The 25,822-nt window shown below is 24.5% G+C and carries 32 protein-coding genes and 3 pseudogenes; 11 read left to right on the forward strand and 24 right to left on the reverse strand.

Features of this window, described 5'->3' with window-relative positions; genetic code table 4:
- Positions 1 to 28: 28 nt before the first annotated feature.
- Genes rpmJ through rplQ form a run of 5 tightly spaced genes read left to right on the forward strand, consistent with a single transcriptional unit; the run spans position 29 to position 2,266 of the window.
- Complete coding sequence (rpmJ, locus tag AAHJ00_RS00475) at positions 29 to 142, forward strand: 50S ribosomal protein L36 (RefSeq protein ID WP_215825765.1); 114 nt, start codon at positions 29 to 31, stop codon at positions 140 to 142.
- Positions 143 to 158: 16 nt separating this feature from the next.
- Positions 159 to 527, forward strand: a complete 369-nt coding sequence (gene rpsM / locus AAHJ00_RS00480) for a 30S ribosomal protein S13 (RefSeq protein ID WP_342224122.1) — start codon at positions 159 to 161, stop codon at positions 525 to 527.
- A 20-nt stretch (positions 528 to 547) separates the two neighbouring features.
- Positions 548 to 937: a 30S ribosomal protein S11 gene (rpsK, locus tag AAHJ00_RS00485; RefSeq protein WP_342224123.1), complete on the forward strand. Its 390-nt coding sequence runs from the start codon at positions 548 to 550 to the stop codon at positions 935 to 937.
- A gap of 3 nt (positions 938 to 940) precedes the next feature.
- Entirely contained in the window at positions 941 to 1,891 is a 951-nt protein-coding gene (locus AAHJ00_RS00490) for a DNA-directed RNA polymerase subunit alpha (protein ID WP_342224124.1), read from the forward strand.
- 15 nt (positions 1,892 to 1,906) lie between these two features.
- A complete protein-coding gene (rplQ, locus tag AAHJ00_RS00495) occupies positions 1,907 to 2,266 on the forward strand; it encodes a 50S ribosomal protein L17 (RefSeq protein WP_342224125.1) in 360 nt (119 codons plus the stop codon).
- A 249-nt stretch (positions 2,267 to 2,515) separates the two neighbouring features.
- Here the strand turns inward: rplQ and AAHJ00_RS00500 are convergent.
- Positions 2,516 to 3,338, reverse strand: a protein-coding gene (locus tag AAHJ00_RS00500) for an IS5 family transposase (RefSeq protein ID WP_342224126.1) whose coding sequence is annotated in 2 segments (ribosomal slippage) — positions 2,516 to 2,942 and positions 2,941 to 3,338 — 825 coding nt in all. Because the reading frame shifts where the segments join, the coding sequence is not laid out codon by codon here.
- 131 nt (positions 3,339 to 3,469) lie between these two features.
- Between AAHJ00_RS00500 and AAHJ00_RS00505 the strand changes: the two genes are divergently transcribed.
- Positions 3,470 to 3,790, forward strand: coding sequence for a transposase family protein (locus AAHJ00_RS00505; protein ID WP_342224589.1), 321 nt, complete (start codon positions 3,470 to 3,472; stop codon positions 3,788 to 3,790).
- On the opposite strand, the gene AAHJ00_RS00510 is transcribed toward AAHJ00_RS00505, so the two are convergent.
- The 8 genes from AAHJ00_RS00510 to AAHJ00_RS00540 form a co-directional block, all read right to left on the reverse strand.
- Complete coding sequence (locus tag AAHJ00_RS00510; protein ID WP_342224127.1) at positions 3,787 to 4,185, reverse strand: hypothetical protein; 399 nt, start codon at positions 4,183 to 4,185, stop codon at positions 3,787 to 3,789. The genes AAHJ00_RS00505 and AAHJ00_RS00510 overlap by 4 nt on opposite strands.
- Positions 4,186 to 4,347: 162 nt before the next feature.
- Positions 4,348 to 4,746, reverse strand: a complete 399-nt coding sequence (locus AAHJ00_RS00515) for a hypothetical protein (protein ID WP_342224128.1) — start codon at positions 4,744 to 4,746, stop codon at positions 4,348 to 4,350.
- A gap of 225 nt (positions 4,747 to 4,971) precedes the next feature.
- On the reverse strand, positions 4,972 to 5,334 hold the full coding sequence (gene hpf / locus AAHJ00_RS00520; protein ID WP_342224129.1) for a ribosome hibernation-promoting factor, HPF/YfiA family: 363 nt from the start codon (positions 5,332 to 5,334) through the stop codon (positions 4,972 to 4,974).
- Positions 5,335 to 5,726: 392 nt separating this feature from the next.
- Positions 5,727 to 6,677 (reverse strand): IS30 family transposase, encoded by a 951-nt coding sequence (locus AAHJ00_RS00525; RefSeq protein WP_342224130.1) that lies wholly within the window; start codon positions 6,675 to 6,677, stop codon positions 5,727 to 5,729.
- A 107-nt stretch (positions 6,678 to 6,784) separates the two neighbouring features.
- On the reverse strand, positions 6,785 to 7,072 hold the full coding sequence (locus AAHJ00_RS07865; RefSeq protein WP_425288871.1) for a transposase family protein: 288 nt from the start codon (positions 7,070 to 7,072) through the stop codon (positions 6,785 to 6,787).
- The gene (locus tag AAHJ00_RS00530) at positions 7,057 to 7,509 is read right to left on the reverse strand and encodes a transposase family protein (protein WP_342223479.1); all 453 of its coding nucleotides are present in this window, start codon (positions 7,507 to 7,509) and stop codon (positions 7,057 to 7,059) included. Before AAHJ00_RS00530 ends, AAHJ00_RS07865 begins: the two co-directional genes overlap by 16 nt.
- A gap of 22 nt (positions 7,510 to 7,531) precedes the next feature.
- On the reverse strand, positions 7,532 to 8,041 hold the full coding sequence (locus tag AAHJ00_RS00535; protein ID WP_342224131.1) for a hypothetical protein: 510 nt from the start codon (positions 8,039 to 8,041) through the stop codon (positions 7,532 to 7,534).
- Positions 8,034 to 8,201 (reverse strand): hypothetical protein, encoded by a 168-nt coding sequence (locus AAHJ00_RS00540; protein WP_342223993.1) that lies wholly within the window; start codon positions 8,199 to 8,201, stop codon positions 8,034 to 8,036. The genes AAHJ00_RS00535 and AAHJ00_RS00540 overlap by 8 nt, the downstream gene beginning before the upstream one ends.
- A 201-nt stretch (positions 8,202 to 8,402) precedes the next feature.
- On the opposite strand from AAHJ00_RS00540, the pseudogene AAHJ00_RS00545 reads away from it, so the two are divergent.
- Positions 8,403 to 8,600 (forward strand): annotated as a pseudogene (locus AAHJ00_RS00545) (IS3 family transposase); the annotation flags it as partial.
- Between the two features lie 29 nt (positions 8,601 to 8,629).
- On the opposite strand, the gene AAHJ00_RS00550 reads toward AAHJ00_RS00545, so the two are convergent.
- From AAHJ00_RS00550 to AAHJ00_RS00565, 4 genes and pseudogenes are all read right to left on the reverse strand, one after another.
- Positions 8,630 to 8,767: an HU family DNA-binding protein gene (locus AAHJ00_RS00550; protein WP_342224132.1), complete on the reverse strand. Its 138-nt coding sequence runs from the start codon at positions 8,765 to 8,767 to the stop codon at positions 8,630 to 8,632.
- Positions 8,768 to 8,904: 137 nt separating this feature from the next.
- A complete protein-coding gene (locus AAHJ00_RS00555) occupies positions 8,905 to 9,639 on the reverse strand; it encodes a hypothetical protein (protein ID WP_342224133.1) in 735 nt (244 codons plus the stop codon).
- A gap of 624 nt (positions 9,640 to 10,263) precedes the next feature.
- Positions 10,264 to 10,560 (reverse strand): type I restriction-modification system subunit M N-terminal domain-containing protein, encoded by a 297-nt coding sequence (locus AAHJ00_RS00560; RefSeq protein ID WP_342224134.1) that lies wholly within the window; start codon positions 10,558 to 10,560, stop codon positions 10,264 to 10,266.
- A 291-nt stretch (positions 10,561 to 10,851) separates the two neighbouring features.
- Positions 10,852 to 11,321: pseudogene (locus tag AAHJ00_RS00565) on the reverse strand (transposase family protein); the annotation flags it as partial.
- Positions 11,322 to 11,583: 262 nt separating this feature from the next.
- On the opposite strand from AAHJ00_RS00565, the gene AAHJ00_RS00570 reads away from it, so the two are divergent.
- Positions 11,584 to 12,534, forward strand: a complete 951-nt coding sequence (locus AAHJ00_RS00570; RefSeq protein ID WP_342223478.1) for an IS30 family transposase — start codon at positions 11,584 to 11,586, stop codon at positions 12,532 to 12,534.
- Positions 12,535 to 12,589: 55 nt separating this feature from the next.
- Here the strand turns inward: AAHJ00_RS00570 and AAHJ00_RS00575 are convergent.
- The 3 genes from AAHJ00_RS00575 to AAHJ00_RS00585 form a co-directional block, all read right to left on the reverse strand.
- Positions 12,590 to 13,413 (reverse strand): IS5 family transposase gene (locus AAHJ00_RS00575; protein ID WP_342223477.1). Its coding sequence is split into 2 segments (ribosomal slippage): positions 12,590 to 13,017 and positions 13,017 to 13,413, totalling 825 coding nucleotides; the frame shifts between segments, so codons are not numbered across the junction.
- A 22-nt stretch (positions 13,414 to 13,435) separates the two neighbouring features.
- Positions 13,436 to 13,945: a hypothetical protein gene (locus AAHJ00_RS00580; RefSeq protein WP_342224131.1), complete on the reverse strand. Its 510-nt coding sequence runs from the start codon at positions 13,943 to 13,945 to the stop codon at positions 13,436 to 13,438.
- Positions 13,938 to 14,105, reverse strand: coding sequence for a hypothetical protein (locus AAHJ00_RS00585; protein ID WP_342223993.1), 168 nt, complete (start codon positions 14,103 to 14,105; stop codon positions 13,938 to 13,940). The genes AAHJ00_RS00580 and AAHJ00_RS00585 overlap by 8 nt, the downstream gene beginning before the upstream one ends.
- A 201-nt stretch (positions 14,106 to 14,306) precedes the next feature.
- Here AAHJ00_RS00585 and AAHJ00_RS00590 point away from each other — a divergent pair.
- Positions 14,307 to 14,504: pseudogene (locus AAHJ00_RS00590) on the forward strand (IS3 family transposase); the annotation flags it as partial.
- A 29-nt stretch (positions 14,505 to 14,533) separates the two neighbouring features.
- Here AAHJ00_RS00590 and AAHJ00_RS00595 read toward each other — a convergent pair.
- The 7 genes from AAHJ00_RS00595 to AAHJ00_RS00625 form a co-directional block, all read right to left on the reverse strand.
- Positions 14,534 to 14,671 carry an HU family DNA-binding protein gene (locus tag AAHJ00_RS00595; RefSeq protein WP_342224132.1) on the reverse strand — a complete coding sequence of 46 codons (138 nt, stop codon included), beginning with the start codon at positions 14,669 to 14,671 and terminating at the stop codon, positions 14,534 to 14,536.
- A 137-nt stretch (positions 14,672 to 14,808) separates the two neighbouring features.
- The gene (locus AAHJ00_RS00600; protein WP_342224133.1) at positions 14,809 to 15,543 is read right to left on the reverse strand and encodes a hypothetical protein; all 735 of its coding nucleotides are present in this window, start codon (positions 15,541 to 15,543) and stop codon (positions 14,809 to 14,811) included.
- A 621-nt stretch (positions 15,544 to 16,164) separates the two neighbouring features.
- The gene (locus AAHJ00_RS00605; RefSeq protein ID WP_342224134.1) at positions 16,165 to 16,461 is read right to left on the reverse strand and encodes a type I restriction-modification system subunit M N-terminal domain-containing protein; all 297 of its coding nucleotides are present in this window, start codon (positions 16,459 to 16,461) and stop codon (positions 16,165 to 16,167) included.
- A 291-nt stretch (positions 16,462 to 16,752) separates the two neighbouring features.
- Positions 16,753 to 17,576, reverse strand: a protein-coding gene (locus tag AAHJ00_RS00610; protein WP_342223477.1) for an IS5 family transposase whose coding sequence is annotated in 2 segments (ribosomal slippage) — positions 16,753 to 17,180 and positions 17,180 to 17,576 — 825 coding nt in all. Because the reading frame shifts where the segments join, the coding sequence is not laid out codon by codon here.
- A gap of 53 nt (positions 17,577 to 17,629) precedes the next feature.
- Complete coding sequence (locus AAHJ00_RS00615) at positions 17,630 to 18,013, reverse strand: transposase family protein (RefSeq protein WP_342224135.1); 384 nt, start codon at positions 18,011 to 18,013, stop codon at positions 17,630 to 17,632.
- 339 nt (positions 18,014 to 18,352) lie between these two features.
- Complete coding sequence (locus AAHJ00_RS00620) at positions 18,353 to 22,708, reverse strand: PolC-type DNA polymerase III (protein WP_342224136.1); 4,356 nt, start codon at positions 22,706 to 22,708, stop codon at positions 18,353 to 18,355.
- Between the two features lie 15 nt (positions 22,709 to 22,723).
- Positions 22,724 to 23,674, reverse strand: a complete 951-nt coding sequence (locus AAHJ00_RS00625) for a phosphatidate cytidylyltransferase (protein WP_342224137.1) — start codon at positions 23,672 to 23,674, stop codon at positions 22,724 to 22,726.
- 246 nt (positions 23,675 to 23,920) lie between these two features.
- On the opposite strand from AAHJ00_RS00625, the gene AAHJ00_RS00630 reads away from it, so the two are divergent.
- Both AAHJ00_RS00630 and AAHJ00_RS07870 read left to right on the forward strand, forming a co-directional pair.
- On the forward strand, positions 23,921 to 24,184 hold the full coding sequence (locus AAHJ00_RS00630) for a transposase family protein (protein WP_342224138.1): 264 nt from the start codon (positions 23,921 to 23,923) through the stop codon (positions 24,182 to 24,184).
- Between the two features lie 173 nt (positions 24,185 to 24,357).
- Entirely contained in the window at positions 24,358 to 24,672 is a 315-nt protein-coding gene (locus tag AAHJ00_RS07870; protein ID WP_425288872.1) for a transposase family protein, read from the forward strand.
- Here the strand turns inward: AAHJ00_RS07870 and AAHJ00_RS00635 are convergent.
- Positions 24,669 to 25,619 (reverse strand): IS30 family transposase, encoded by a 951-nt coding sequence (locus AAHJ00_RS00635; RefSeq protein ID WP_342223989.1) that lies wholly within the window; start codon positions 25,617 to 25,619, stop codon positions 24,669 to 24,671. The genes AAHJ00_RS07870 and AAHJ00_RS00635 overlap by 4 nt on opposite strands.
- Positions 25,620 to 25,822 lie beyond the last annotated feature (203 nt).

The following is a 25,822-nucleotide window of genomic DNA, read 5'->3' on the forward strand; positions in this document are numbered from 1 at the left end:
ATAAAAATAGTAAAAGGAGACAAATTAAATGAAAGTAAGATCATCAGTTAAAAAGATTTGTGATAAATGTCAAATAATTAATAGAAAAAAATGTGTGCGAGTAATTTGTAAAACTCCAAAGCACAAACAAAGACAAGGTTAAAAATAGGAGGTTAAATATGGCAAGAATTGCAGGAGTAGAAATCCCTAATGATAAAAGAGTTGTTGTTGCTTTAACATATGTTTATGGGATTGGTTTATCCAGTGCTCAAAGGATTTTAAAACAATGTAGTATTGATAAAAATATTCGTGTTAAACAATTAACAGAAGAACAATTAACAAATATTAGAGCAGAAATATCCAAAGATTATAAAGTTGAAGGTGAGTTACGACGCGAAACCCAACTAAATATTAAACGATTAATGGAAATTGGTTCTTATCGTGGTATTCGTCATCGTAAAGGTTTACCACTTCGTGGTCAATCTACTAGACAAAATGGAAGAACAGCAAAAGGACCGAGAAAAACAGTTGCTAATAAGAAAAAATAGTAAGAAGTGGAGGTAACACGATGGCAAAAGTAAAAAAAGTTGCAAAGAAAAAACAAAAAAAGAATATTTTAAAAGGAATCACCCATGTTCATGTAACATTTAACAATACAATTGTAACAATGACTGATGAAGTAGGAAATGTTATTGCTTGATGTGCGGCTGGTGCAATTGGTTTTAAAGGAACAAAGAAATCAACCCCTTATGCTGCACAAATGGTAGCAGAACAAGTTGCTAAGGCATCAATAGAACATGGAATGAGAACGATTGAAGTTCAGTGTAAAGGACCTGGCCCAGGAAGAGATGCTGCTGTTAGAAGCTTACAAGCAGCTGGTCTGGAAATTACAAGTATTAAAGATGTAACACCAATTCCTCATAATGGGTGTCGCCCGCCTAAAAGGCCAAGAGGTTAATAAATGAAACAATTTGTTAGACCAAATTTTAAATTACAAACTGAAAATACTAGTAAAAATTTCGGTTGCTTTATAGTAGAACCATTAGAAAGAGGATTTGGTAATACTATTGGTAACGCTTTACGAAGAACTTTATTAGCAGCAACACCAGGAGCTTCAATTTATGGTGTTGATATCAAAGGGGTTAGTCATGAGTTTTCAACAATTAAAGGGGTTGTTGAAAATGTTGCTCAAATTATTTTAAATTTAAAAGGTATTATTTTAAAAATTGATAGTACTATCTTTAAAGAAGAAGAAAGTGTCTCATTAAAAGTAGATGCTTTAGCTGGTGAAGTATTAGCATCAATGATTATTTGTCCACTAGGAGTTGAAGTATTAAATGGTGATTATTTAATTGCTACTGTTGCTAAAGGTGGTAAATTAGAAATGACAATGTATGCTCAAAATTCTCGTGGTTATAAATCATTTGATGATAATAAACGATTAATTACTAATATTGGTATTATTCCTATGGATTCTAATTATTCACCAATTGTTAATGTTAAATATAATGTTGAACCAACTAAAGTTGGAAAAAGTGCTGATTTAGAACAATTAGTTTTAGAATTAACAACCGATGGTTCGGTTACTCCAGTAGAAGCAATTGCGATTACTGCGAAGATTTTAATTGCTCATTTAGAACATTTTGTTAGTTTAAGTGAACAAGCACAATCATTAGAAATTATTTCTATTTCTGAAAAACAAGAAACATATGAATTAGAAAAAACGATTGAAGAATTAGACTTAACAGTTCGCTCATATAATTGTTTAAGACGAGCAGAAATTTTTACTATTGGGGATTTAACTAATAGAACAGAAAATGATATTTTAGCAACAAAAAATTTAGGAAGAAAATCCTTTATTGAAATTAAAGACAAATTATTAGCATTAGGGCTAACTTTTAAACGAGAATAAAAGGAGGAACAGAATATGTCATTTATTCAAAAACGCGGTAAAAATACTAGTTGAAGACAAGGATTAATGCGTAATTTAGCAACAGAATTAGTTGTTCATGAAAGATTGCTTGTAACTGAAAAACGAGCTAAAGAATTAAGAAAAACAATTGATAAATTAATTACTTTAGCAAAAAGACAAGATTTACATGCCAGAAGACAAGCATCAAGTATTTTACGAAATATTGATGTTAATGAAACAGAAACGGTTTTACAAAAACTATTTACTGATATTGCTAAACGATATAATAAAAGATCTGGTGGTTATACAAGACTTTTAAAAACTGATGACCGTAGAGGTGATAATGCACCGATGGTTTATATTGAGTTAGTTTAAATTACAAATCAAATTAATAATCTCATATTTAATCTCATATTGATTAAGATTATTTTTTGTTGTTGTAATAGACTTCTTGCATTACTTATTAAAATAATTACAAATTATTTGTAAATAAAAAATACTATATAGTAATTTCTAACTTTTATTAGGTTAATACTTATGGATTTTATTAAATGTGTAAATTTTGATACAACAAAAAATTATTTTATTATTTAAATTTAATTTTAAATAAATATTTTATGTTATCTATAATTGCAAATTATAAATTGAAGCAATTAAATTAAATCTTAAACTAAATCGTTTTCTACGATTACGATATTTTTCAGTAATAATTTTAAATTTTTTAAGAATAGCAAAAATATTTTCAATAATAATTCTCATTTTTGAAATTAATTTATTATTATGTTTTTGTTCTTTATTTAAAGGGTTTTTCTTTGTTTTTTTCTTAGGTATTAGAACATTACTATGAATTTTTTGTATTCCTTGATAACCATTATCAACTATTAATTTAGTATTTTTTAAAATTGGGATTTTTGATTCTTTAAATAAACAAAAATCATGCTTTTTATCGAGAGAAAAATTTGTTGCAATAATTATTTTGCTTTCTTTTTCAATAATTACTTGTGTTTTAATAGTGTGTTTTTTCTTTTTTCCTGAATAAGATTGTTTTTGTCTTTTTTGGGCGTTGAATGGGTGTTTCTGTAGCATCAATAATAATTGTTTTATCATTAAAATAATCATTTATTAATGCTTTTTTACCAGCAAGTTGTTGAAAATCAGGATGTTTGATTAAAATATCTTCAATTCACTTGATATTTCGATAACAACTAGCTTCACTAATATCAAAACTTTTACCAAGATGAAAATAAGTACGATATTCTCGTCAATATGATAAAGTCATCAATAATCTATTTTCTAATGATAATTTATTATTTTTACCACCTCTTTTAAACTTTTTTAACTCAGCTTCTTTTAAAATATTTAACATTTTATTAAAAGTACTTTGCTTTATTCCAGTTAATCGTAATAATTCTTTATCATTAATAAAATTAAATTTATCAAATTTCATAATCTTAAATTCCTTATAATTTCTATTTTAAATATATTTTATAGGAATTTTGTTTAATAAATAAGTAATGCAAGAAGTCTATTGATTTATTTAACAATAAAATTATTTCAGTAGATTTTTGTTATGGCAGTATTCATGATTATAAGTTATTTTTAAAATCAAATACACTTATAAATCCGAAATTAGAAGTAATTGCTGATTCAAGATATCAAGGTTTGCAAAATGTTCATAAAAATACATTATTGCCAATTAAAAAGAGTAAAAATATTCCTTTAAATCCAGATAAAAAGGAATATAACAGCTTTTTAAGTAAAGTTAGAATTGCCATTGAACATGTTTTTGCTAGATTAAAAAGATTTAAAATACTAGTTTATCGTTATCGCAATAAGATTAGAAGATTTGGATTACGATTTAACTTAATTTCAGGAATATATAATTTTGAATTAAGCTAGTTATAGTTATGCACCAAGTCTATTGTAAAAATATATTTAACTTCTTTTTTTGCTTTCCCTTTATTTGGCATTGCTCGCACAGTAATCGTTAACTCAACAACATTATAGGATGTATCAAACGGAGAACTTTCATCAAAGTTTAAATTAGCTTTCGCTTTATTTAAATCTATTCCAAGTTTTTCTATCAAATCCATAACAGCATACAATTGCAAACCAAAAGAATTTCACTTAGCCGGAAAAATATCTTTAATTTCCACAGTATCTGGCAAACTACTAATCTGACTATCTAAACTTCCTGACTCTTTCATCTCAGTACCACTACAACTTACTAATGGCATCACAATAACTAGTGGTGTTAATGTCAAAGTTGTTAAAAACGGTATAAATCACTTCATAAATAATTAATTCCTCTTTTCAAGTTTTGTTATATAAACATTTTACTAACAAATATTAGTTTTTCAAGGAATTTAATTAATAAATAATTTTTATAAAAAAATACACTTACAACTGTAAGTGTATTTTCTTAATAAATAAGAATTATCACTTTTTCTATATTACTATCCTTTTTGAGTAACTTTAATTGTAAATTCTTTTGAAAATGTTCCATGAGTTGCGTCTTTTGCTTTTACAGTAAATTTAATATTGGCACTTTTACCTACTCCGAGAGCTGCTGGAAGTGCTTCAACTAATGTTGCCTCAACCGCTTTAGCCGCGTCATCCGCTGCTGTAACTTTCTCATTAACTTTTGTATTAATCAGTGCAAGAACAACATCATCTTTTCATCCCGCTGCGTCAGCAACTTCAACAGCATCAGCATCTTCAATCTTAATGCTATCAATTGCTTTATCAGTAACTGTAGTTGCTGCGGCTTTTTTTGCACAACCAATAATTGGTAATACTACGATAGCAGGAAGCCCTGCTAAAGCTGTTATTAATCTTAATCCTGATAACTTCATATTTAATTCTCCCTTTTCATTTATTTTACTACATATATTATTTTACTTTGAAATTTTATTTTTACAATAACTTCTTTGATTATTTTTTATAAAAAATAAACATTTAATTTCCAAATGCTAATTTATTAAATTAACCCATCACCTCCACTAAGAGTTAAAACTATGGGTTAATTATAGCAATAAATTTTTAAAATAAAAGATATTTTATTTAATTTAATAATGGCATTAGATATCTTCATCTAATGTTAAGTCAAGAGGAAATTCTACTTTTGTAAATTTTTCTTTACCGCGCGGAATTCAACGATCTTTCATTCTTCGTAATTGTTCTTCCAACTTATGACGCACTTCATCAATGGCAGCGTATAAATCAATATGCTGAGCTTCAGCTTGTAAATGATTACTCTTTCCTCTTAAATCAAGAACAACACGAACACGACTTAAATTTTCTTTATAAGTTCTTACTTCAACATGAATTGTATCATCATGATTAATAATTTTATACTTACTAATTTTTTCTAAACTATTAATAATGCGTTCACGAATCGCCTCAGTTACTTCAATATTTTTACCACGAATAACGAATTGCATTTGTTAAACCTCCTTAGTTATATTAGACTTGGTACATAACTATAACATTTTGCACCTACCAAACTATAAAATTCATTTTCGTCTTTGTATTTATCTAACATTTGTGCTTCATCTAGAAAATAATATTATCAAAATAGTAGATAAAATTGAGGGTTATGTACCAAGTCTATTATATTATTTTTTTATTGAAAAAAATATCTAAATCTTATTTTTTATTGCATTTAGTAAAAAAATAATATAAGTATAAACCAAAACTAATAAAATAGAAAATATAACCTAAAAACGGTAGAAAATAAACTACTTGTAAATTAATACCGTGGAAAATATAAACATAATTTCAGCTACTAATTTCAGGATTTTTTTGAATAGCCAAATTGTAAAGTTAAGTGCAACTAAATTATTTTTCTAACCAAATATTCGATTGGTGAAAGATAATTTAGTATTTTTCTTGGTCTTTGGTTTAAAGACAATATAAATTTATGAACTGCATTTTTAGTAGTATTTGAAAAATTAAATTTTTTAGGAAATTTTTCTCTAATTAAACCATTAGTATTTTCATTAGTACCTCTTTGTCAAGGCGAATACGCATTAGCAAAATAAATTTTCACATTTAAATTTTTTTCAAGTTGTTGTCAATTAGAAAATTCTTTACCCCTATCAAATGTTATAGTCTTAACAAGATTATTTGGAAGAATTGATAAATAATGGCTAATGTTTTCGTTAACAACTTTAGTAGTTCTATTTTCAACTAACATTGCTAAAGTAAATCTTGATGTTCTTTCAACTAAAGTTATTAAACATGATTTACTTTTACCTCGTGATGATACTACAGTATCACCTTCTCAATGACCAACAGTTATACGATTATTAACATTAATATTTCGTTCTTTAATTGATTTACCATTAAATTTACCGCGATTTTCTTGAGATTTTCGTTTCTTACCTTTTCTTCTTAAATTTTTATTAGTAACTTTTTCAAGTAATCCAGAATAAATTCAATTGTAAATTGTTTTAAAATTAATAATTCATTCTTTATGAAAATTTTTAATTCTGCCATAAATTTGTTCAGGCGATCAACCTAATAGTAATTTTTGTTGTACATATTTTACTAATTCTCTATTTTTAAACTTATGAAAATAAACATGTGATTGTTTTCTGTTTTCTGCTTTATTTTGTGCAATTAATGAAAAATAATGATTACTATCTTTATTTCTATTGACTTCTCGAATAATAGTACTAATACTTCGATTAAGATTTTTAGCTATTTCACTAATTTTTACTTTAAACTTCAATTGATTCTCAATATAAATTCTTTCATATATGCCAAGATGTTTGTAACCCATATAAAAACTCCTTGCTTTGTTTTTTCTAAAATAAACTTAGCATCATGAAATTTTTATATGAGATTTTTTGCAATTTTATTTACTTGCACTTACAAGTATAATTCAGCTTAAATAATAAAAATATTTTCAATAATAATTCTCATTTTTGAAATTAATTTATTATTATGTTTTTGTTCTTTATTTAAAGGGTTTTTCTTTGTTTTTTTCTTAGGTATTAGAACATTACTATGAATTTTTTGTATTCCTTGATAACCATTATCAACTATTAATTTAGTATTTTTTAAAATTGGGATTTTTGATTCTTTAAATAAACAAAAATCATGCTTTTTACCGAGAGAAAAATTTGTTGCAATAATTATTTTGCTTTCTTTTTCAATAATTACTTGTGTTTTAATAGTGTGTTTTTTCTTTTTTCCTGAATAAGATTGTTTTTGTCTTTTTTTGGGCGTTGAATGGGTGTTTCTGTAGCATCAATAATAATTGTTTTATCATTAAAATAATCATTTATTAATGCTTTTTTACCAGCAAGTTGTTGAAAATCAGGATGTTTGATTAAAATATCTTCAATTCACTTGATATTTCGATAACAACTAGCTTCACTAATATCAAAACTTTTACCAAGATGAAAATAAGTACGATATTCTCGTCAATATGATAAAGTCATCAATAATCTATTTTCTAATGATAATTTATTATTTTTACCACCTCTTTTAAACTTTTTTAACTCAGCTTCTTTTAAAATATTTAACATTTTATTAAAAGTACTTTGCTTTATTCCAGTTAATCGTAATAATTCTTTATCATTAATAAAATTAAATTTATCAAATTTCATAATCTTAAATTCCTTATAATTTCTATTTTAAATATATTTTATAGGAATTTTGTTTAATAAATAAGTAATGCAAGAAGTCTAATGAAGTTATGTAATAATGACGAGATTCAAATTTAGTAAGAGTAATTTTAGCATTAATGATTTTATCAATGTTATATCGATTATTATCACTACTTTTAACACCATTATCTTTGTAAAAATTAATAATTTTTTGTCAGGAACTGCCGTCAACAGAGCTAATTTCAAATAAAGCATATCCAGATGTACTTGCAAGTACATCGGCAGGCAATTTATTTTTAACACTTTCAATATTTAAAGAATAATTATCACGAAATAAAACAGTATTTAGAATTTCTGAAAACTCTAACTCGCAACTATTACCACATTGACTGGGGTTTGTGGTTCGTTTTTGTCGTTTCATAAAGGAGGATTGTTCCATATTAGGTTTTGGTGGTTGTTTTGTATCAAAGAACGCCCCTAACGGTACCAAACTAATAAACATTATAATAAATCAAGAAATAATCTTATGCATCTCATCACGACTTAAAACTCTCTTTTATTACTTTAAAAGCATGAGAAAATTTATATTCATAATATAATGGACATTCAGAAATATTAATAACTTCTTTTTGATGTTTTCTAACTACTTTATTAAAATAAAAACGCTTAATAATTAACTTAACAACTGTCATTAACAAATAAACCATTAATAATCAAAAATACACCTTAAAAAATACATTTTGAAAATCAAACAATAGATTTCTTGCATAACCTAGTTAATTGTTATCAAAATTATTTTAGATTTTAGAAAAATGTTTATTTTAAAGTGGTTAAATTTAAAATTTTTATTATTTTAATAGGTTATGCAAGAAATCTATTCAATTACAAGACCATTAAAGCAAATTATTTTATTTCATACCGATCGTGGTAATGAGTTTAAAAATAAAATTATTGATGAAATTTTAAGCACTTTTAAAATTAAAAGATCATTAAGTGCTAAAGGATGTCCTTATGATAATGCTGTGGCTGAAACAACTTACAAAACCTTTAAAACTGAATTTATCAAGGGTAAAAAATTTGAAAATTTAGAATAACTGCTGATTTAATAGTTTGTTTGAATTTATTGATTTTGACATTTTGGTGAGTAGTGTTCACTCATTTGTGAAATTTGACCAGTTTTAGGATTTTTAACAGTTCTTGCATTCTTTTTAACAATCATGAATTTTCCAAGATGCTTATTATTATAGACTTGGTACATAACCCTCAATTTTATCTACTATTTTGATAATATTATTTTCTAGATGAAGCAAAAATATTAGATAAATATAAAGATGAAAGTGAATTTTATAGTTTGGTAGGTGCAAAATGTTATAGTTATGTACCAAGTCTTATATGTTATTGTAATAATTTTAATTTTTCGACATAGTAGTCTACGCATTTTGGATTTTTAGATTCCAATTTTTTAGTATACGTAAAACTAATTTTATTTATATTTTTACTTTGTGAAAAATTTGTAACATTGTTTTCTAAATTTAAATTTAAAAAATAATTTATTTTGTTAAAAATATCATCATTTTTTTCACTTAAAATTATATTAACTTGATTTAACTTATGATCATTAAAACTAATTATATATTTTTTTTCTGTTTTATCATAATCAAAATTAGCTAAAATAGGTATTTTATATTTTTTGTTAAAAGATCGCAAAAATCCTTCACTAGCAATAGAAAATGGTAAGTATAAAATTGCAAATAAAAATAATATCGAATATTGTTTGTAAAAAAATGATGATAAAACTACATATGATATAATCGTAATTATAGATAATATTCATACATGATTTTTATATTTAATTTTTCCTTTTAATACATTTCTTAATAATTTAATACTAAAATATATTGATAATAATTGAAGTAGTCCTAAAAAAATAAAAATTATTCTAACAATAATTTCTATTGTTTTTAAAAATTTATCATCTATGTCTTTTATTAAAAGTCAAATAAATATAATACCTAAAAAAAATATTAATAATGAAATAAAAATATTAATAAGACATAATTCTACAAGAGTTTTATTTCTTTTATTCATATAAAATTTTCCAATCACTTTCTTTTTTGAATCGGTTTGCATAAAATAACCTTTTGAATTTTGTTTAATATAATTTTACAATAAATTTTATTTGATTATATTTTTAATATTAAATTGCATGGAATGGCAACACTTTTTAGAACTATTTTTATAGACATTTTTTCTTGATACTTAATGGGGGGGGGGTAAGTAGTTTACCCCTTAAATTTAAATATACATTATTATTTTTTAATTTATAACATATTTTACAAAAGTGCCAAAATGCTTGGTTGTTACTTAACTTAAATTGTATTTAATAAAGGTTAAAAACCTATTAAAGGTCGCGTTTAGTTTTTTTAGGTATTTTTTAAAAAAAGAAAAAATAATCATTTACTATAAATTATTTCAATATGCAAATTAAGTATATATTTCTTATGTATGATTTTTGTTATAAAAAATTATTTTAATGTTGTTTTTATAAGCATTTTACTTAGTTTTTATAACCTTTTATTGAGATTATGTTTGTTAATATTAAATATTTTGTTTTATTACTTATTTTTCAAATAAAATGATAATTAAATTGTAATTACTTTTCTTTCAAAATTATTCAAATATTTACCCACCTAAGAAAACTAAACGCGACCATGAAAGTGAATTTTATAGTTTGGTAGGTGCAAAATGTTATAGTTATGTACCAAGTCTAATGAAAGTATGAATATCTCCAGTATTTTTATGTTTAACAATATCTGTTCACATATAACCATGAGGTACTACTAACAGTTGGTTACCTAAAAATTCTAAGTTATCAATAAAATTTTTATCTTTATTTTTGATAATTTCTTGTCATTTTAAATTATAAGTATCAGAAGCATATTTTAAAAACATTATTGTTAAAATAATATATTTATATTCTGATGGAACTATTTTTCCTCTTAAATCATTACAAGCTTTTCATAACTTACTAAACAATTCTTCTTTCGACATAATTTTAATTATCCTCCTCTTTATTAATAATATTACAGTAAATAATAAAAAAGTAAAACCCTTAATGGGTTTTACTAAATTTTAATCTATTCCATTTTTTCAACAATCAATAGACTTCTTGCATTACTTATTAAAATAATTACAAATTATTTGTAAATAAAAAATACTATATAGTAATTTCTAACTTTTATTAGGTTAATACTTATGGATTTTATTAAATGTGTAAATTTTGACACAACAAAAAATTATTTTATTATTTAAATTTAATTTTAAATAAATATTTTATGTTATCTATAATTGCAAATTATAAATTGAAGCAATTAAATTAAATCTTAAACTAAATCGTTTTCTACGATTACGATATTTTTCAGTAATAATTTTAAATTTTTTAAGAATAGCAAAAATATTTTCAATAATAATTCTCATTTTTGAAATTAATTTATTATTATGTTTTTGTTCTTTATTTAAAGGGTTTTTCTTTGTTTTTTTCTTAGGTATTAGAACATTACTATGAATTTTTTGTATTCCTTGATAACCATTATCAACTATTAATTTAGTATTTTTTAAAATTGGGATTTTTGATTCTTTAAATAAACAAAAATCATGCTTTTTACCGAGAGAAAAATTTGTTGCAATAATTATTTTGCTTTCTTTTTCAATAATTACTTGTGTTTTAATAGTGTGTTTTTTCTTTTTTCCTGAATAAGATTGTTTTTGTCTTTTTTTGGGCGTTGAATGGGTGTTTCTGTAGCATCAATAATAGACTTCTTGCATTACTTATTAAAATAATTACAAATTATTTGTAAATAAAAAATACTATATAGTAATTTCTAACTTTTATTAGGTTAATACTTATGGATTTTATTAAATGTGTAAATTTTGACACAACAAAAAATTATTTTATTATTTAAATTTAGCTGAATTATACTTGTAAGTGCAAGTAAATAAAATTGCAAAAAATCTCATATAAAAATTTCATGATGCTAAGTTTATTTTAGAAAAAACAAAGCAAGGAGTTTTTATATGGGTTACAAACATCTTGGCATATATGAAAGAATTTATATTGAGAATCAATTGAAGTTTAAAGTAAAAATTAGTGAAATAGCTAAAAATCTTAATCGAAGTATTAGTACTATTATTCGAGAAGTCAATAGAAATAAAGATAGTAATCATTATTTTTCATTAATTGCACAAAATAAAGCAGAAAACAGAAAACAATCACATGTTTATTTTCATAAGTTTAAAAATAGAGAATTAGTAAAATATGTACAACAAAAATTACTATTAGGTTGATCGCCTGAACAAATTTATGGCAGAATTAAAAATTTTCATAAAGAATGAATTATTAGTTTTAAAACAATTTACAATTGAATTTATTCTGGATTACTTGAAAAAGTTACTAATAAAAATTTAAGAAGAAAAGGTAAGAAACGAAAATCTCAAGAAAATCGCGGTAAATTTAATGGTAAATCAATTAAAGAACGAAATATTAATGTTAATAATCGTATAACTGTTGGTCATTGAGAAGGTGATACTGTAGTATCATCACGAGGTAAAAGTAAATCATGTTTAATAACTTTAGTTGAAAGAACATCAAGATTTACTTTAGCAATGTTAGTTGAAAATAGAACTACTAAAGTTGTTAACGAAAACATTAGCCATTATTTATCAATTCTTCCAAATAATCTTGTTAAGACTATAACATTTGATAGGGGTAAAGAATTTTCTAATTGACAACAACTTGAAAAAAATTTAAATGTGAAAATTTATTTTGCTAATGCGTATTCGCCTTGACAAAGAGGTACTAATGAAAATACTAATGGTTTAATTAGAGAAAAATTTCCTAAAAAATTTAATTTTTCAAATACTACTAAAAATGCAGTTCATAAATTTATATTGTCTTTAAACCAAAGACCAAGAAAAATACTAAATTATCTTTCACCAATCGAATATTTGGTTAGAAAAATAATTTAGTTGCACTTAACTTTACAATTTGGCAATTTAATTTTAAATAAATATTTTATGTTATCTATAATTGCAAATTATAAATTGAAGCAATTAAATTAAATCTTAAACTAAATCGTTTTCTACGATTACGATATTTTTCAGTAATAATTTTAAATTTTTTAAGAATAGCAAAAATATTTTCAATAATAATTCTCATTTTTGAAATTAATTTATTATTATGTTTTTGTTCTTTATTTAAAGGGTTTTTCTTTGTTTTTTTCTTAGGTATTAGAACATTACTATGAATTTTTTGTATTCCTTGATAACCATTATCAACTATTAATTTAGTATTTTTTAAAATTGGGATTTTTGATTCTTTAAATAAACAAAAATCATGCTTTTTACCGAGAGAAAAATTTGTTGCAATAATTATTTTGCTTTCTTTTTCAATAATTACTTGTGTTTTAATAGTGTGTTTTTTCTTTTTTCCTGAATAAGATTGTTTTTGTCTTTTTTTGGGCGTTGAATGGGTGTTTCTGTAGCATCAATAATAATTGTTTTATCATTAAAATAATCATTTATTAATGCTTTTTTACCAGCAAGTTGTTGAAAATCAGGATGTTTGATTAAAATATCTTCAATTCACTTGATATTTCGATAACAACTAGCTTCACTAATATCAAAACTTTTACCAAGATGAAAATAAGTACGATATTCTCGTCAATATGATAAAGTCATCAATAATCTATTTTCTAATGATAATTTATTATTTTTACCACCTCTTTTAAACTTTTTTAACTCAGCTTCTTTTAAAATATTTAACATTTTATTAAAAGTACTTTGCTTTATTCCAGTTAATCGTAATAATTCTTTATCATTAATAAAATTAAATTTATCAAATTTCATAATCTTAAATTCCTTATAATTTCTATTTTAAATATATTTTATAGGAATTTTGTTTAATAAATAAGTAATGCAAGAAGTCTAATGAAGTTATGTAATAATGACGAGATTCAAATTTAGTAAGAGTAATTTTAGCATTAATGATTTTATCAATGTTATATCGATTATTATCACTACTTTTAACACCATTATCTTTGTAAAAATTAATAATTTTTTGTCAGGAACTGCCGTCAACAGAGCTAATTTCAAATAAAGCATATCCAGATGTACTTGCAAGTACATCGGCAGGCAATTTATTTTTAACACTTTCAATATTTAAAGAATAATTATCACGAAATAAAACAGTATTTAGAATTTCTGAAAACTCTAACTCGCAACTATTACCACATTGACTGGGGTTTGTGGTTCGTTTTTGTCGTTTCATAAAGGAGGATTGTTCCATATTAGGTTTTGGTGGTTGTTTTGTATCAAAGAACGCCCCTAACGGTACCAAACTAATAAACATTATAATAAATCAAGAAATAATCTTATGCATCTCATCACGACTTAAAACTCTCTTTTATTACTTTAAAAGCATGAGAAAATTTATATTCATAATATAATGGACATTCAGAAATATTAATAACTTCTTTTTGATGTTTTCTAACTACTTTATTAAAATAAAAACGCTTAATAATTAACTTAACAACTGTCATTAACAAATAAACCATTAATAATCAAAAATACACCTTAAAAAATACATTTTGAAAATCAAACAATAGATTTCTTGCATAACCTAGTTAATTGTTATCAAAATTATTTTAGATTTTAGAAAAATGTTTATTTTAAAGTGGTTAAATTTAAAATTTTTATTATTTTAATAGGTTATGCAAGAAATCTATTCAATTACAAGACCATTAAAGCAAATTATTTTATTTCATACCGATCGTGGTAATGAGTTTAAAAATAAAATTATTGATGAAATTTTAAGCACTTTTAAAATTAAAAGATCATTAAGCGCTAAAGGATGTCCTTATGATAATGCTGTGGCTGAAACAACTTACAAAACCTTTAAAACTGAATTTATCAAGGGTAAAAAATTTGAAAATTTAGAATAACTGCTGATTTAATAGTTTGTTTGAATTTATTGATTTTGACATTTTGGTGAGTAGTGTTCACTCATTTGTGAAATTTGACCAGTTTTAGGATTTTTAACAGTTCTTGCATTCTTTTTAACAATCATGAATTTTCCAAGATGCTTATTATTATAGACTTGGTACATAACCCTCAATTTTATCTACTATTTTGATAATATTATTTTCTAGATGAAGCAAAAATATTAGATAAATATAAAGATGAAAGTGAATTTTATAGTTTGGTAGGTGCAAAATGTTATAGTTATGTACCAAGTCTTATATGTTATTGTAATAATTTTAATTTTTCGACATAGTAGTCTACGCATTTTGGATTTTTAGATTCCAATTTTTTAGTATACGTAAAACTAATTTTATTTATATTTTTACTTTGTGAAAAATTTGTAACATTGTTTTCTAAATTTAAATTTAAAAAATAATTTATTTTGTTAAAAATATCATCATTTTTTTCACTTAAAATTATATTAACTTGATTTAACTTATGATCATTAAAACTAATTATATATTTTTTTTCTGTTTTATCATAATCAAAATTAGCTAAAATAGGTATTTTATATTTTTTGTTAAAAGATCGCAAAAATCCTTCACTAGCAATAGAAAATGGTAAGTATAAAATTGCAAATAAAAATAATATCGAATATTGTTTGTAAAAAAATGATGATAAAACTACATATGATATAATCGTAATTATAGATAATATTCATACATGATTTTTATATTTAATTTTTCCTTTTAATACATTTCTTAATAATTTAATACTAAAATATATTGATAATAATTGAAGTAGTCCTAAAAAAATAAAAATTATTCTAACAATAATTTCTATTGTTTTTAAAAATTTATCATCTATGTCTTTTATTAAAAGTCAAATAAATATAATACCTAAAAAAAATATTAATAATGAAATAAAAATATTAATAAGACATAATTCTACAAGAGTTTTATTTCTTTTATTCATATAAAATTTTCCAATCACTTTCTTTTTTGAATCGGTTTGCATAAAATAACCTTTTGAATTTTGTTTAATATAATTTTACAATAAATTTTATTTGATTATATTTTTAATATTAAATTGCATGGAATGGCAACACTTTTTAGAACTATTTTTATAGACATTTTTTCTTGATACTTAATGGGGGGGTAAGTAGTTTACCCCTTAAATTTAAATATACATTATTATTTTTTAATTTATAACATATTTTACAAAAGTGCCAAAATGCTTGGTTGTTACTTAACTTAAATTGTATTTAATAAAGGTTAAAAACCTATTAAAGGTCGCGTTTAGTTTTTTTAGGTATTTTTTAAAAAAAGAAAAAATAATCATTTACTATAAATTATTTCAATATGCAAATTAAGTATATATTTCTTATGTATGATTTTTGTTATAAAAAATTATTTTAATGTTGTTTTTATAAGCATTTTACTTAGTTTTTATAACCTTTTATTGAGATTATGTTTGTTAATATTAAATATTTTGTTTTATTACTTATTTTTCAAATAAAATGATAATTAAATTGTAATTACTTTTCTTTCAAAATTATTCAAATATTTACCCACCTAAGAAAACTAAACGCGACCATGAAAGTGAATTTTATAGTTTGGTAGGTGCAAAATGTTATAGTTATGTACCAAGTCTAATGAAAGTATGAATATCTCCAGTATTTTTATGTTTAACAATATCTGTTCACATATAACCATGAGGTACTACTAACAGTTGGTTACCTAAAAATTCTAAGTTATCAATAAAATTTTTATCTTTATTTTTGATAATTTCTTGTCATTTTAAATTATAAGTATCAGAAGCATATTTTAAAAACATTATTGTTAAAATAATATATTTATATTCTGATGGAACTATTTTTCCTCTTAAATCATTACAAGCTTTTCATAACTTACTAAACAATTCTTCTTTCGACATAATTTTAATTATCCTCCTCTTTATTAATAATATTACAGTAAATAATAAAAAAGTAAAACCCTTAATGGGTTTTACTAAATTTTAATCTATTCCATTTTTTCAACAATCAATAGACTTCTTGCATTACTTATTAAAATAATTACAAATTATTTGTAAATAAAAAATACTATATAGTAATTTCTAACTTTTATTAGGTTAATACTTATGGATTTTATTAAATGTGTAAATTTTGACACAACAAAAAATTATTTTATTATTTAAATTTAATTTTAAATAAATATTTTATGTTATCTATAATTGCAAATTATAAATTGAAGCAATTAAATTAAATCTTAAACTAAATCGTTTTCTACGATTACGATATTTTTCAGTAATAATTTTAAATTTTTTAAGAATAGCAAAAATATTTTCAATAATAATTCTCATTTTTGAAATTAATTTATTATTATGTTTTTGTTCTTTATTTAAAGGGTTTTTCTTTGTTTTTTTCTTAGGTATTAGAACATTACTATGAATTTTTTGTATTCCTTGATAACCATTATCAACTATTAATTTAGTATTTTTTAAAATTGGGATTTTTGATTCTTTAAATAAACAAAAATCATGCTTTTTACCGAGAGAAAAATTTGTTGCAATAATTATTTTGCTTTCTTTTTCAATAATTACTTGTGTTTTAATAGTGTGTTTTTTCTTTTTTCCTGAATAAGATTGTTTTTGTCTTTTTTTGGGCGTTGAATGGGTGTTTCTGTAGCATCAATAATAATTGTTTTATCATTAAAATAATCATTTATTAATGCTTTTTTACCAGCAAGTTGTTGAAAATCAGGATGTTTGATTAAAATATCTTCAATTCACTTGATATTTCGATAACAACTAGCTTCACTAATATCAAAACTTTTACCAAGATGAAAATAAGTACGATATTCTCGTCAATATGATAAAGTCATCAATAATCTATTTTCTAATGATAATTTATTATTTTTACCACCTCTTTTAAACTTTTTTAACTCAGCTTCTTTTAAAATATTTAACATTTTATTAAAAGTACTTTGCTTTATTCCAGTTAATCGTAATAATTCTTTATCATTAATAAAATTAAATTTATCAAATTTCATAATCTTAAATTCCTTATAATTTCTATTTTAAATATATTTTATAGGAATTTTGTTTAATAAATAAGTAATGCAAGAAGTCTAATAATTGTTTTATCATTAAAATAATCATTTATTAATGCTTTTTTACCAGCAAGTTGTTGAAAATCAGGATGTTTGATTAAAATATCTTCAATTCACTTGATATTTCGATAACAACTAGCTTCACTAATATCAAAACTTTTACCAAGATGAAAATAAGTACGATATTCTCGTCAATATGATAAAGTCATCAATAATCTATTTTCTAATGATAATTTATTATTTTTACCACCTCTTTTAAACTTTTTTAACTCAGCTTCTTTTAAAATATTTAACATTTTATTAAAAGTACTTTGCTTTATTCCAGTTAATCGTAATAATTCTTTATCATTAATAAAATTAAATTTATCAAATTTCATAATCTTAAATTCCTTATAATTTCTATTTTAAATATATTTTATAGGAATTTTGTTTAATAAATAAGTAATGCAAGAAGTCTAATAAATATTCCTGTAAGAATACGAACAAAAAAAGAAAACTTCTACTACTATCTTCTCCCTTTAAATAACCTAACTTATTACCGATAATAAAACCAAGAATGGTTCATATTAATTCAATAATGGTTATACAATAAACCCAGAAGCAATAAAAGAAATGATTATACCATCTCCATCTCTTGTTAATCCATCAAGTTGATGACCTTTTTATTTGCTTTCTGAAATTATCCTTACTGCTTTTGACAAAACTTAATTCACATTTTATTCAAAAAAGTTCAAAGATATTTGATCAAATTTATCTAAACCTGATAGAATACCCATCTCCTCAAATTCCTTTAAATGAGTTTTAGTAATACTAGTTCTTTTTTGCAAATCTTCCAAAGAAGCAATCGCTCTTTCAGTTCTAGCTTCAACAATTGAATTAGCAACAGTACTACCCAAACCATCTAATGCTGATAATGGAGGAACAATCTTTTTAACACCATCAAACTCTTGAACAACAAAATTTGTTGCTAAAGAATATTCTAAATTAATACTAATAAATTCAATTTTGCGAGCATACATTTCTAACGCTACTTCCAACACTGGTACTAAATCCTTCTCCTTTTGAGTTAATTTATTAACAACATTATAACCATTATCCATTCGCGATAAGATATCCGTTAATTTTGTTAAAACAGCATTCCTTCCCTTAGCAATCGTTTTAATATCAAAAACATCACATCGCGTTGAAAAATAAGTTGCATAATATTCGTGCGGATAATTAATTTTATATCAAGCAATCCGCAAAGCCATTAAAACATAAGCTGTCGCGTGTGCCTTAGGAAACATATACTTAATTTTTTGACACGATGCAATATATCATTGGGGAACATTATGACTAATCATAATTTTTTGTTGCTCATCAGTAACCCCTTTTCCTTTACGAACGGTTTCCATAATGTTAAAAGCAATATCTGATGGAATTTCACGATGAATTAAATAAGTCATAATATCATCACGACAACCAATAACATCTTTTAATTTTAAATCTTGATGGGTAATTAATGTTTGGGCATTATTTACTCACACATCAGTACCATGCGATAATCCAGAAATTTGCACTAAATCAGCAAAACTAGTCGGATTTGTTTCTTCTAACATTTTACGAACAAATTGAGTGCCAAACTCAGGTAAACCCACCGCTCCAGTTTTTTCATTATTAATATCACTACTAGTAATCTTCATAATTTCTGGGGAACTAAATAATGAAAGCACTTCGGCATCATTACACAAAATATTTTGCGGATCATATCCAGTAAGGTCATGTAACATTTTTAAAGCTGTCGGATCAACATGTCCCAAAATATCTAACTTTAACAAGTTATCATGAATAGCATGAAAATCAAAATGCGTTGTTTTTCACTGCGAAGTAATATCATCGGCCGGGAAATTTACTGGCGTAAAATCATTAACATTATAGTTCTTAGGAACAACAATAATTCCCCCCGGATGTTGTCCGGTTGTTCGTTTAACACCCTCACAACCTTGTGCTAATCATTCTAAATATGCTTTTTTAACAAAATGATTACCTTTCACATCTTCCAAATAACCACGAGCATATCCAAATGCTGTTTTTTGTGCCACGGTAGAAATCGTTCCCGCACGAAACACATTATCCACACCAAACATCTCTTTAGTAAAATTATGAGCAATCATTTGATACTCACCAGAAAAATTCAAATCAATATCCGGTACTTTATCACCGTCAAAACCTAAAAAAGTTTCAAACGGAATATCATGACCATCGCCAGTTAAAAGATGACGACATTGCGGACAATTTTTTGGTGGCAGGTCATAACCACTACGAATATTTTCATCACTAACAAATTCACTATATTGACATTGCAAACACACATAATGTGGCACTAATGGATTTACTTCGGTAATCTTCGCCATTGTTGCAACTAAAGACGACCCCACAGAACCACGAGAACCAACCAAATAACCATCATTTAATGACCTTGTAACTAACAAATGAGCAATTCAATAAACAACCCCAAAACCATGCTTTAAAATAGCATCTAATTCCCGAGATAACCTTTCTTCTACCATTATTGGCAATACTTCACCATAAATTTTTTTCGCGTTATCATAACATAATTTTTTCAAATTGCTATCAACATCACCATTATCAATTACTGGGGTATACAAATTATCTTTAATCGGTCGCAACCACGAAATTTGCTCATTTAAATAATTAGGATTAGTAACAACCAATTCCTTAATTAAAACTTCATCTTCTAAAAAACTAAACTCATTTAACATCTCAGCAGTTGTTCTTAAATGTTGCTCAGGATTATTTTTAACACGACCTTTACGGTCAAATAAAGGATGCATTCTTCCTCCTAAACCCTTAGTATTAATATATACATCACGAAAAATCTTATCTTGTGGATTTAAATAATGAACATCGGAGGAAGCAATAACCACTTTATTAAGTTTCTTTGCAGTATGAACAATATTTTTTACAATCCGCATTAAATGCTCAACTGTTATCTCACCACTTTCAACTAAATGATTATAAACACCTAACGGTTGCACTTCAATATAATCATAAAATTGCATTATTGCTTCCAATTCTTGTTGACTCCGATTACGAGCAAACTCAAAAACCTGACCATTAACACAACCAGAACCAATAAAAACATTAGCACGCATCTCTTGCAATGCCGCAATCGTAATTTTAGGACTACTATAAAAGTACTTAGTATGCGATAACGAAACTAACGAAAATAAATCTTTCAATCCTTGCTCATTTTTAGCAATTACTGTCGTATGATTACCAAATAATTTCGTAAAAATTGGTTCATAATTAATCTTTTCAATATCTAATAATGTTTTTACTTGATAATTATCTTCTAAATCCGTTAATATCACGGCAAACACATCAGCTAATATTCCAGCATCATAATCAGCACGATGAGCAATTTCTTCATTATACTTAATATTATATTTTCTAGCAACCGTTCCTAAACGATGAGAGCGTAACTGTTGTTGTAATAACCGTGATAATTGCAAAGTATCAATAATCGGATTAGTAAGTTTTTCATAACCCATTTGATTTCACAGTTCTTGAATAAAACCAATATCAAATAATGCATTATGAGCCACAAGAACAGCATCTTGTAAAACTTCTTTAATCTCAGCAGCCACAATTTCAATTGGTGGTTTATCTTGTAACATTTCGTTACTAATCCCAGTTAATGACTCACTAAAAGCACTAACATTACTTTTTGGTTTAATTAAAAAATCATATCTTTTATCACTTAACCCCCGACCCTCAATAACTACCGCTCCAAATTCAATAATTTCATCATAACGACTAGACAATCCTGTTGTTTCAATATCAAAAATAACAAACTTACAAGCATTAATCGCATCACTAGTAGCATTAGTAATCGCTTTAACACTACTATCAATCATTTGCATTTCCACACCATAAATAACCTTAACAGTAGGATATTTCTTTTGGGCCATTTGTGCATCAGGAAATGATTGAACATTTAAATGATCAGTAATTGCAATTGCTGAATGTTTTCAAAGATTTGCTTGTTTAATATATTCACCAATACTTGTAACACCATCCATCGCACTCATTTTTGTATGCAAATGAAATTCAATCCGCTTTTCTGCCATATCATCAGTTCGTAAGTGCGGATCAGCAATCTTTTGAATTTTATTTACTCACAAAACTTGTTCACGAGAAAAATTATCAAACCGCACATCGCCTTTAACAACAACTCAATCCTTTTCTTGTAGTTCTTCCAAAAGCTTGTCTTTCATATCATCACTTGTAAAATGTCGTAAAGCAATCGCATCACTAAAATCACTAATTAATATTGAATAAATTCATCGTTTAGTTCTTGTTAATTTACAATCTTTACGAAAAATTTGTCCTTGAATAATAACCCCCCGAACATCTTCTTCCAATTCTGAAATTTTACAGGATACTTGCGACAATAAATTATCACTACTAGATAAATTGCCTTTAAACCCCCGTTTTTTTGCAGGCAAAACCTTTACTTGTTGTTGTTCTCTTTGTTGGACTTTCATTCGTTCTTCTTCTTCAATTTGTATCATTGCTGGCTCAATAGAACCATCACATTGTTCAATTTTTATTTTTAATGACAAATTTTGAAAACCATACCGACACATTCGCTCCTGATAATATTTCAAATGCCGATTAGTCAATGCCCCTTGCGATTCATTGTGAACTTTAATAAATAAATCATTATTTTCCAACACTAAATTATCACAAGAAATATTACTATTAATATACTCTTTTTGTTTTGTCTTAGTTTGCTTAATATATTCTCAATAATCAACAATTTGTTCCATTACATAATTAGCATCAACACATAAAAAAGTTATTTTACTACGAAAACTAAGTTTTAGTAAACATTGTTCAAGTTCTCTAATAATTTCAATTGGTAAAATTTTGCTGATTTGTAATGTAAAATACAGCGTATCATTCTTTTTCTTAAATTCTATTTTTAATAATTTTGCTTGTTGTAAAATGTCATTTTTCAAAGAAAACTTCATTATTTTTCACAATTGTTGTAAATTCTTTTCCATACTTTTGCTCCTTACTTAAATTGCTGAAAAACTCTGGATTAACATAAAAAATCCAGTAAATATTAATACCAACGACAAACTATCAATCCGATCCAAAAATCCTCCGTGACCTGGTAAAACATTAGAAAAATGTTTTATATTATGATTCCGTTTAATAAATGAAAAAAGTAAATCACCCATATGACTTATTAATGATAAAAATAAAATTAACAAGAAATAAATTACATATTTATAATCATCTGTTTTCGTTGTAAAAAAGTTAGCAAATGGTTGATACTTCGTAAACTCTGTCAATAAAGCAATATATCCTAAAACAAGCACCAAGGTTACTAAAATACCAATAATCGCCCCTTCTAATGTTTTACTAGGGCTAATTTTTGGAGCGAGAGCATTTTTGCCAACTAATGTTCCTCCAATATAAGCAAATGTATCATTACTAATAGTAATTAATAAAACCACACTAACTGCTGGTCAACCAAACCCTGGTTGGAGCATAATATAATTCATTGTTTTAAAAGCAAATACTAAATAAAGTGTCATACAAAATATAAATAATGCATCATTAGCACTGAACTTCTTAAAAATTTTCACCATTAGTAAAATAACTAATAAAAATATCATATAAATTAACAATACCATTCATGATTGTCATCATTCAATACGACTTGGACCATCATACTTATTTCAATACGGTTCATACTTAATATTCTCTGCTATTGGAAACCATAATAATATAATTGCAAAAACAAAAATAATAATTTTAATAATTCAATTAAAATTTTCTCCTTTCCTTAAATTCATCACCTCAAAAATTGTAATCCCTAATAAAATACTATTAACTACTAAAAATGCATATGGCATATATCAAACATTAAAACCTTTTCACTCTTGATATATCCCCCCAACAAATAAATATAAAATTGCAAATGAAATTAAAAAGACACTAGTAATAATTCGCTTTTTCATTTAAGCACTCCTTCTATCAATATTAACTAATTATAACTGATAATTAAATTGAAAGAATAAAATCGCATCTAATTGTGAAAATATATTCAGACAATCAATGCTATAATAAAATTTAATACGGAGGGGTTTTGACCAAATTAAAAAATATTTTTGCTTTTTAAATAATAGACTTCTTGCATTACTTATTTATTAAACAAAATTCCTATAAAATATATTTAAAATAGAAATTATAAGGAATTTAAGATTATGAAATTTGATAAATTTAATTTTATTAATGATAAAGAATTATTACGATTAACTGGAATAAAGCAAAGTACTTTTAATAAAATGTTAAATATTTTAAAAGAAGCTGAGTTAAAAAAGTTTAAAAGAGGTGGTAAAAATAATAAATTATCATTAGAAAATAGATTATTGATGACTTTATCATATTGACGAGAATATCGTACTTATTTTCATCTTGGTAAAAGTTTTGATATTAGTGAAGCTAGTTGTTATCGAAATATCAAGTAAATTGAAGATATTTTAATCAAACATCCTGATTTTCAACAACTTGCTGGTAAAAAAGCATTAATAAATGATTATTTTAATGATAAAACAATTATTATTGATGCTACAGAAACACCCATTCAACGCCCAAAAAAAGACAAAAACAATCTTATTCAGGAAAAAAGAAAAAACACACTATTAAAACACAAGTAATTATTGAAAAAGAAAGCAAAATAATTATTGCAACAAATTTTTCTCTCGGTAAAAAGCATGATTTTTGTTTATTTAAAGAATCAAAAATCCCAATTTTAAAAAATACTAAATTAATAGTTGATAATGGTTATCAAGGAATACAAAAAATTCATAGTAATGTTCTAATACCTAAGAAAAAAACAAAGAAAAACCCTTTAAATAAAGAACAAAAACATAATAATAAATTAATTTCAAAAATGAGAATTATTATTGAAAATATTTTTGCTATTCTGCCAAATTGTAAAGTTAAGTGCAACTAAATTATTTTTCTAACCAAATATTCGATTGGTGAAAGATAATTTAGTATTTTTCTTGGTCTTTGGTTTAAAGACAATATAAATTTATGAACTGCATTTTTAGTAGTATTTGAAAAATTAAATTTTTTAGGAAATTTTTCTCTAATTAAACCATTAGTATTTTCATTAGTACCTCTTTGTCAAGGCGAATACGCATTAGCAAAATAAATTTTCACATTTAAATTTTTTTCAAGTTGTTGTCAATTAGAAAATTCTTTACCCCTATCAAATGTTATAGTCTTAACAAGATTATTTGGAAGAATTGATAAATAATGGCTAATGTTTTCGTTAACAACTTTAGTAGTTCTATTTTCAACTAACATTGCTAAAGTAAATCTTGATGTTCTTTCAACTAAAGTTATTAAACATGATTTACTTTTACCTCGTGATGATACTACAGTATCACCTTCTCAATGACCAACAGTTATACGATTATTAACATTAATATTTCGTTTTTTAATTGATTTACCATTAAATTTACCGCGATTTTCTTGAGATTTTCGTTTCTTACCTTTTCTTCTTAAATTTTTATTAGTAACTTTTTCAAGTAATCCAGAATAAATTCAATTGTAAATTGTTTTAAAACTAATAATTCATTCTTTATGAAAATTTTTAATTCTGCCATAAATTTGTTCAGGCGATCAACCTAATAGTAATTTTTGTTGTACATATTTTACTAATTCTCTATTTTTAAACTTATGAAAATAAACATGTGATTGTTTTCTGTTTTCTGCTTTATTTTGTGCAATTAATGAAAAATAATGATTACTATCTTTATTTCTATTGACTTCTCGAATAATAGTACTAATACTTCGATTAAGATTTTTAGCTATTTCACTAATTTTTACTTTAAACTTCAATTGATTCTCAATATAAATTCTTTCATATATGCCAAGATGTTTGTAACCCATATAAAAACTCCTTGCTTTGTTTTTTCTAAAATAAACTTAGCATCATGAAATTTTTATATGAGATTTTTTGCAATTTTATTTACTTGCACTTACAAGTATAATTCAGCAAATAATAAAATAATTTTTTGTTGTGTCAAAATTTACACATTTAATAAAATCCATAAGTATTAACCTAATAAAAGTTAGAAATTACTATATAGTAT

The sequence above is a fragment of the Spiroplasma endosymbiont of Asaphidion curtum genome (assembly GCF_964031085.1).
In the GTDB taxonomy this organism is placed as follows: Bacteria; Bacillota_I; Bacilli_A; order Mycoplasmatales; family Nriv7; genus Nriv7.